We start from the raw sequence: 7,429 nt of genomic DNA on the forward strand, positions 1-7,429 counted from the left end.
GGCGCTTCAGGCCGTCCGGTGCCCCTTCAGCGTCGCGGCCGGCCGCCGAAGACGGCTGCGCGGCGGGCGCACCAGGACCGACAGCAGCGCCGCGCCCAGGGCGACCGCGGCGAGCATCACCTGGACGGGGTGCCCGGGGCCGAGGATCGAGCGGGTCAGCAACGCGCCGAGCAGGGACGCGACCGGGCCGGTCGCCAGGGTGAGACCGCGCGCGGGGAAGCGGTCGGGCAGTCGGCGCATGGCGAAGACCGCGATGGCGAGGCCGATGGCCACGGCTCCGAGCGCTTCGAAGATCATGCTCTTCCCTTCCACGTTCCGTGCGGGCTTCGGGCACCACGCCACTGGCGCGGTGCGCCGATCCGTCGGGCGAACAAATCGGTCGTAGGCGGTCGTACCCAGGGGGCGGCGGCAGCAACCCTCGGCGCGCCACCCCGCTGCCCGATCAGCGCAGCGGGCCGGAGACCGGGCCGGAGACCGGGCGCCGACCAGGACGAACGGGAAAAGGCGGCGGCCCGGGGGAACGCGTCCCCCGGGCCGCCGCCCTCATGCTCCGCGGGCGCCGTGCGGCGCCCGTCGATCAGAGCGCGCCGAACCCGACCTTGCGGCCGGCCGGCTCGCCGATCTCGACATAGGCCAGCCGGTCCGCCGGGATCAGGACCTTGCGGCCGTGTTCGTCCGCCAGCTTCAGCAGCTCCGACTTGCCGGCCAGCGCCTCGGCCACCGTCCGCTCGACCTCTTCGGCAGACTGCCCGCTCTCCAGAACGATCTCGCGGGGCGCGTGCTGCACGCCGATCTTGACCTCCACGGCTTTTGTCCCTCCGACGGTCTGCAGGTCCCCCAGCACCGCTGGGGGGAGGATGCGCGGCCATCCGCGCCGTACGCAGCACACATTAGCCCGGTACGGGGACGCACAGGACGCCGTGGACCACGCCCGCAGCGAACAGGGTCAGTGCGTGTCGCTGCCGTGCAGCGGGAAGCCGGCGATGCCCTTCCAGGCGAGCGACGTCAGCAGGGCCACCGCGGTGTCCCGCGGGACCGCGCTCCCGGAGGAGAGCCAGTACCGCGCCACCACCTGGGAAACCCCGCCCAGGCCGACCGCGAGCAGCATCGACTCGTCCTGCGACAGGCCGGTGTCCTCGGCGATCACCGCGCTTATGGCCTCGGCGCACTCCAGCGACACCTTGTCCACCCGCTCGCGGACCGCCGGCTCGTTGGTCAGGTCCGACTCGAAGACCAGCCGGAAGGCGCCGCCCGGGTCCTCGACGTACGCGAAGTAGGCGTCCATCGTCGCCGCGACCCGCTGCTTGTTGTCGGTGGTCGACGCCAGCGCCGAACGCACCGAGTGCAGCAGCGACTCGCAGTGCTGGTCCAGCAGCGCGAGGTAGAGCTCCAGCTTCCCCGGGAAGTGCTGGTAGAGCACCGGCTTGCTGACGCCGGCCCGCTCGGCGATGTCGTCCATGGCCGCGGCGTGGTAGCCCTGTGCGACGAAAACCTCCTGGGCCGCACCCAGAAGCTGGTTCCGCCGGGCGCGGCGTGGCAGGCGTGTGCCCCGCGGGCGCGCCGCCTCGGTCTGCTCGATGGCGCTCACGCTGCCTCCCAGAAATCGTTCCCTACGCGGCCAGTACAAGGTGGTGCACCGCGCCCGCCATCGTACTTTTGGGTAACCCGGCTGTGCGCGGTCCGGGCCGAGAATTTCTCTCCGGCTCCGGCCCGCCAATGCGACATAACGCCCCAGGTCATCGGTATTCGTCTTCGTTCAGTTCGACGACCCGGGCCTGCTCGGCGAGGTCCGCCTCGTTCGCGGCGGCCGGGTCGACGCCGTTCAGCGCCTCGTCGCGCTGCGGTGCGAGATCGGCGTACTGCTCCTGGGCGTCCGCCTCCGGCGCCTCCACGTCGATTTCGGCGGTGTCGCTGTCGTCCACGAAAGTGTCCGGGTCTGTCGGGTCGACATGCATGATGACTGCCTTTCTCGGTGCTTTCTCGCGTGCTCGCTGGTCGGCTGGTGCCTGGCAGGAAAGCAGGGGCAGGGGCGGCCCGCCCCTGCCTACGAGCGTAGGAGAGCGGCCGCGACGGCGCGATGCGGTGTGTGACCGCGAACACACGATCGGGGGTGTGATCGTCTCGTAACATCGACTCCATGTCTTCGACCGAGTCGCCGGACACCGCGACCACCGCCCTCCCGGTGCCCCCCGCCGGCCCAGGTCGGCCCGGCGCGGCGGAGACGGTGCGCACCGTGAACCTGCCGGGCCTGACACTCACCGTACGGGCGCCGGAGGGGCGGGACGCCGGCGGGCCGGGGGCGGCCCGGGACCGCGAGCCCGCGCTCTACGTCCACGGCCTCGGCGGCTCCTCGCAGAACTGGTCGGGACTGATGCCGCTGCTCGCCGACCGGCTGGACGGCGAGGCACTCGATCTGCCCGGCTTCGGGCACTCCCCGCCGCCCGGTGACGGCAACTACTCCGTCTTCGCGCAGGCCCGTGCGGTGATCCGGTACCTCGACGCGGCCGGCCGCGGCCCGGTCCACCTCATCGGCAACTCCATGGGCGGCACGACCGCCACCCGCGTGGCCGCCGCCCGGCCGGACCTGGTCCGCACCCTGACGCTGATCTCGCCGGCCCTGCCCGAGCTGCGGCCGCAGCGCACGGCGGTGCCCACCGCACTGCTCGCCGTCCCCGGCGTCGCCACCCTCTTCGCCCGGCTCACCCGCGACTGGACCGCCGAGCACCGCACCCGCGAGGTGCTGTCCCTCTGTTACGGCGACCCCGGAAAGGTGACCCCCGAGGGGTTCGACACCGCGGCCGCCGAGTACGCCCGGCGGCTCGAACTCCCTTATTTCTGGGAGGTGATGGAGCGTTCGGCGCGTGCGCTGGTGAACGCGTACACGCTCGGCGGGCAGCACAATTTGTGGCGGCAGGCCGAACGCGTGCTCGCCCCCACCCTTCTCGTCTACGGTGGACGCGACCGCCTGGTCTCCCTCCGGATGGCCCGGCGGGCGGCCGCGGCGTTCCGCGGTTCGCGGCTGCTGACACTGCCGGAGGCGGGGCACGTGGCGATGATGGAGTACCCGGAGGCGGTGGCGCGCGCCGTCCGCGAGCTGCTCGATTCCGAGATGACCGAAGTGACCGCTGATCCGGGCAGGAGCTGACACGCCCCGTGGGACGTCATAGCCGCCGAGACCGGCCGGAGGCCGAAGACCCCTCGCAGTCCGCGGCGCCGCCCGGCCAGAGCCCGCCGCCCGGCCAGAGCCCGCCGCCCGGCCGGGCACCCGCCCCCGGTCCCGGCCCGGGGCGCCGCCGGCGCGAGCCGGCCGGAGGCGACACGGTCCGCGGCGGCCACCCCGAACAGCGTGAACCGGGCGGTGCCTGGGGCGCGTTCCCGGGCGTGCCGGCGTCCCCGATGACGCCCGGGACGGCAGCCGGGCGGACCGCGCCCGGGACGCCCGGGCAGGCCGCGCCGCGGATTCCCCGGCCGCGCGCGGAGATGGCCCCCGGCGCACCGCCGATGGCCGTACCGGGCACCGGGCCCGGCCCGCGGCGGGATTACGTGGACGCCTTCGACGCGGCGCAGTTCTCCCGGCGGCCGGGCGGCCCGGGTGGCCCCGGCGGCGCTCTCGACGCGGACGGCGCGGACGACGCTGACGACGATGTGTTCCGGGCCGGTGCGCCCGGCGCCGTCCGTACACCCGCCGCATCCGTGGCGTACGCCCGGCCCAACGCCAAAGACGCAGCGGGTGGCGGGGCGGGCGCACGGGTGCCCGAGCCCGCCGGGCCCGCGGACCGTGACCCCGACGGGGACTTCGCGGCGGGCGCGGACGCCGCCTTCGACGAGCCGCGGCACGGCGCGCGGAGGGGCGGCAAGAGCCGGACCTTCACCGGCGCGGCGGCCGCCGCGGTCACCACCGTGCTCGCCGTCGTCATCGCCGGCCAGGTCGCCGAGCAGCACAAGGACGGCGGCGACCCGCAGCCGCGCAGCGGCAACGACCGTACCGACGCGGCCGGTGACGAGGCCTCGCGGTCGCAGGCCCGGCCCACCCAGGACGCCAAGCCCGCCGGTTACGACGAGCAGATGGCGCAGGTCTTCCCGCTGGACGCGCACCTCACCGCGAGCGGACGCTTCAAGCCGGTCGGCGGGAACGCCGAGGCGCCCGGCCACGGCAAGGTGCTGCGCTACCGCGTCGACATCGAGGAGGGACTGCCGCTGGACGGCGCGCTCTTCGCCGAGGCGGTGCACAAGACCCTGAACGACGACCGGAGTTGGGCGCACGGCGGACAGCGGACCTTCAAGCGCGTGGCCTCCGGCCCGGCCGACTTCGTGATCACCCTGGCGAGCCCGGGGACCACCGCGAAGTGGTGCGCCAAGTCCGGTCTCGACACCTACGAGGAGAACGTCTCCTGCGACTCGGCGGCCACCGACCGGGTCATGATCAACGCCTACCGGTGGGCGCAGGGCGCGCAGACCTACGGGCGCGACAAGATGCACGCCTACCGCCAGATGCTGATCAACCACGAGGTCGGCCACCGGCTCGGGCACAACCATGAGGGCTGCACCCGGCAGGGCGCGCTCGCCCCGGTGATGATGCAGCAGACGAAGTTCCTGACCACGGACGGCGTGACCTGCCGGCCCAACTCCTGGCCGTATCCCACCGCGCACTGAGCGGGCGCGCGCGGTGCCGTAGCGATCACATAGCGCGTCGAAACGCCCCAAGAGGCGGAAAGTTACGTGCTTTCACCCCTTCCGGTGGCGCGATGGACAACCGTCCATCGCGCCACCGGGCCTTTTGCATAGCGTCTTCCTGCAGGTCGACGGTCGTGCGGCCGTCGCGTCAGGAAAGCCGACATGGGAGGACGGGGGTGCCGCCGTGCGCATTGGTCTCCTCACCGAGGGTGGCTATCCGTACGCGCCGGGTGAGTCGCACACGTGGTGCGACCGGCTCGTACGCGGGCTCACCGGCCACGACTTCGAGGTTTACGCCCTGCGCGCCGACCCCCGGCGCGAACGCGGCCGGCCCGTGCTGCCCGGGCACGTCCGGGTGCACGACGCCCCCCTCTGGGGCGACTTCCCCGCCGGGCACCACCGGGCCGCGGACGAGCGCCGCGGCCGGGCGCCCGGACGGCGGGCCCGGCGCCGCTTCGCCGAGCACTTCGGCGACCTGGTGGCCGCGATCGCCTCGGCACCCCCCGAAAACGCCCTGACCAGGAAGGCGGACCGTTTCGCCAGCGGTCTGTACGGACTCGCCGAACAGGCCCGCGACGACGGTGGTCTGCCCGCCCTGCTGCGCTCCGAGGACGCCGTGCGCCGGCTGGAATCGGTCTGCCGCGGCCCCCGGGCCCTGCCCGCCGCGCACGGCGCCCAGGTGGGCGACCTGCTGACGGTCGCCGACCGGCTCGAACGCACCCTGCGCCCGCTCTCGTTGGACTGGTACGGCGACGGTGACACCCCCGGCCTCGACGGTGCCGACCTCTGCCACGCCACCTCCGGCGGCGCGGCCGCCCTCCCGGGCCTGCTGGCCAAACACTTCTTCGGCACCCCGCTCCTGGTCACCGAGTACGGCGTACGGCTGCGCGAGCACTACCTCGCGCGCGCCGCGGCGCCCATGAGTGCCCCGGTGCGCGCCCTGCTCGCCGCGCTCCAGGGCGCGTTGGCCGCCGAGACCTACGCCCAGGCGGCCCTGATCACTCCCGGCAACACGCACGCCCGGCGCTGGCAGGAGCGCTGCGGCGCGGACCGGGAACGGCTGCGCACGGTCCATCCGGGCATGGATGCCGCGCCGTTCGCCGCCGTCGCGGACGCCCCGGCCGACGACTCCAAGGCAGTGGTGTGGGTCGGCGCGGTCGAGCCCGCCAAGGACCTCGTCGCGCTGCTGCACGCCTTCGCGGAGGTGCGCCGGGCCGAGCCGGAGGCCACCCTCCGGATCATCGGCGGCCTCGGCCGGGACCCCCGGGCGGCCGGCTACCTCGCCCACTGCCGGGCGCTGGCCGCCCAGCTCTTCCCCGACGAGGCGGCCGATGCCGTCACCGTCGGCGAGAACCCGGTCAGCTTCGAGGAGATCGGCAGCCCCGACGCGCCCACCCTGGCGGACGCCTATGCCTCCGCCTCCGTAGTGGTGCTCTCCAGCGTCGTCGAGGGCTTCCCGCGCTCCCTGGTGGAGGCGATGTTCTGCGGCCGCGCCACGGTGTCCACCGACGCCGGTGCGGTCTGCGAAGTCATCGGGGGCACCGGGCTGGTGGTCCCGCCGCGCAACCCCCGCGCCCTCGCCGAGGCCTGCGGCGCGCTGCTCGGCGACCCGGACCGCAGGGCCCGGCTGGGCGCGGCCGCCCGGGCCCGGGCGCTCGAACTGTTCACCGTCGAGCAGAACACCGCGGCATTTCGTGGCATCTACCTGGAGCTGATCTCGCACGCCCCGGCCCGCCCGGCCGACGCCCGGGACCGGGACGCGCACGGCGTACCGCAGCCGTTCGCCCACCCCGCCGAATCCCATGTCCCCGGCCGCTGGGCCGGCACCGGCGCGGCCACCCGGCCCGCACCCGCACCGGCCGGCCGGACGCCGAGCTGGGCGGTGCCATGAGGCGACGGGGGCTGAGGGCGAGGCGGCCTACGGACCAACCGGGCGAGAAGCAGTCGTGGTTGGCGCGACGGAGAGGAAAGGGGTGGCGGCAGTGGTGACAAGTGTGCTGGACGTGATGTGCGCGATGGGGGTGGTGGGTGTGGCCCTGGTGACGGGCATGGCCGATGTGGCCCACGCCGGCAACCGCGACGGCCTCCGCCGCCGCCCACCCCGGGACCGCGCCGCGGGCCCTCGCCCGGTACCGGTGCCCCCGGCGGCCCCGGAGAAGGGGGACGAACGATGACCACCCCGGACCGCCGCACCACCGAAGCCCTCCACCACAGCGCGGCGGACGGCCCTACGGCGTTCGCCCCCGCGCCCCGCAAGGCCGCCACCACCCGCCCCGCCCGCCGCGGCCCCGCCGACCCCGTACGCGCCCTGATGCACCGACACCACGCGCTCTGCGCCCACGCCGTCGACCCGCTGGAGATCGCCGCCGGCCTGGAGGCCCACGGCGTCACCGACCGCACCGCCGCCCGCTTCCGGCACCGGGACGTCTTCTCCCTCGCCGAGGAGCTCTACGCCCGCGTACCGCGCGCGGAACCCGGCACGGTGTGCCCGGCGGCCCGCCCGGGCGCGAGCGCGGGAGAGCGGGCCCTGGACGGCACGGCGGGGGAGTGGGAGGCGGACGGCGGGGCGGATTGCGGGGCGGACCGCGGGACGGGGGGTGACCCCCTGGACGACGCGGGCGGGTCGTCGTACACCGGTGGCGGGTCGTCGTACACCGGCGGAGGGGCGCGGCAGCCGTACGCGGGTGGGGTGGTGGCTGTCTCTTATACACATCTGACGCTGCCGACGAAGAGGATAGTGTAGAACTCGGTGGTC

At 74.7% G+C, this 7,429-nt stretch carries 9 protein-coding genes; 5 read left to right on the forward strand and 4 right to left on the reverse strand.

Annotated features, from left to right (window positions below):
- Window positions 1-6: 6 nt before the first annotated feature.
- The 4 genes from IG62_RS0120540 to IG62_RS0120555 form a co-directional block, all read right to left on the reverse strand.
- Window positions 7-297: a hypothetical protein gene (locus IG62_RS0120540; RefSeq protein WP_030804983.1), complete on the reverse strand. Its 291-nt coding sequence runs from the start codon at window positions 295-297 to the stop codon at window positions 7-9.
- A 280-nt stretch (window positions 298-577) separates the two neighbouring features.
- Window positions 578-805 (reverse strand): DUF3107 domain-containing protein, encoded by a 228-nt coding sequence (locus tag IG62_RS0120545; RefSeq protein ID WP_030413910.1) that lies wholly within the window; start codon window positions 803-805, stop codon window positions 578-580.
- 141 nt (window positions 806-946) lie between these two features.
- Window positions 947-1,588 carry a TetR/AcrR family transcriptional regulator gene (locus tag IG62_RS0120550; protein WP_030804985.1) on the reverse strand — a complete coding sequence of 214 codons (642 nt, stop codon included), beginning with the start codon at window positions 1,586-1,588 and terminating at the stop codon, window positions 947-949.
- Between the two features lie 148 nt (window positions 1,589-1,736).
- Window positions 1,737-1,955 carry a hypothetical protein gene (locus tag IG62_RS0120555; protein ID WP_030804987.1) on the reverse strand — a complete coding sequence of 73 codons (219 nt, stop codon included), beginning with the start codon at window positions 1,953-1,955 and terminating at the stop codon, window positions 1,737-1,739.
- 182 nt (window positions 1,956-2,137) lie between these two features.
- Here IG62_RS0120555 and IG62_RS0120560 point away from each other — a divergent pair, with 182 nt between their 5' ends.
- The 5 genes from IG62_RS0120560 (at window position 2,138) to IG62_RS50185 (ending at window position 7,417) form a co-directional block, all read left to right on the forward strand.
- Complete coding sequence (locus IG62_RS0120560; protein WP_030804989.1) at window positions 2,138-3,145, forward strand: alpha/beta fold hydrolase; 1,008 nt, start codon at window positions 2,138-2,140, stop codon at window positions 3,143-3,145.
- Window positions 3,146-3,153: 8 nt separating this feature from the next.
- Entirely contained in the window at window positions 3,154-4,653 is a 1,500-nt protein-coding gene (locus IG62_RS0120565) for a DUF3152 domain-containing protein (protein WP_078872116.1), read from the forward strand.
- A 205-nt stretch (window positions 4,654-4,858) separates the two neighbouring features.
- Complete coding sequence (locus tag IG62_RS0120570; protein WP_030804993.1) at window positions 4,859-6,565, forward strand: DUF3492 domain-containing protein; 1,707 nt, start codon at window positions 4,859-4,861, stop codon at window positions 6,563-6,565.
- 94 nt (window positions 6,566-6,659) lie between these two features.
- Window positions 6,660-6,848: a hypothetical protein gene (locus IG62_RS42065; protein ID WP_234326639.1), complete on the forward strand. Its 189-nt coding sequence runs from the start codon at window positions 6,660-6,662 to the stop codon at window positions 6,846-6,848.
- Window positions 6,845-7,417: a hypothetical protein gene (locus tag IG62_RS50185; protein WP_030804996.1), complete on the forward strand. Its 573-nt coding sequence runs from the start codon at window positions 6,845-6,847 to the stop codon at window positions 7,415-7,417. Before IG62_RS42065 ends, IG62_RS50185 begins: the two co-directional genes overlap by 4 nt.
- Window positions 7,418-7,429: the final 12 nt, after the last annotated feature.

It is taken from the genome of Streptomyces sp. NRRL S-337 (assembly GCF_000720175.1).
Classification (GTDB): domain Bacteria; phylum Actinomycetota; class Actinomycetes; order Streptomycetales; family Streptomycetaceae; genus Streptomyces; species Streptomyces siderophoricus.

Coding starts and splice junctions, on each gene's coding strand:
- IG62_RS0120540 (WP_030804983.1), bottom strand. CDS start 297: ATGATCTTCGAAGCGCTCGGAGCCGTGGCCATCGGCCTCGCCATCGCG.
- IG62_RS0120555 (WP_030804987.1), bottom strand. CDS start 1,955: ATGCATGTCGACCCGACAGACCCGGACACTTTCGTGGACGACAGCGAC.
- IG62_RS0120560 (WP_030804989.1), top strand. CDS start 2,138: ATGTCTTCGACCGAGTCGCCGGACACCGCGACCACCGCCCTCCCGGTG.
- IG62_RS50185 (WP_030804996.1), top strand. CDS start 6,845: ATGACCACCCCGGACCGCCGCACCACCGAAGCCCTCCACCACAGCGCG.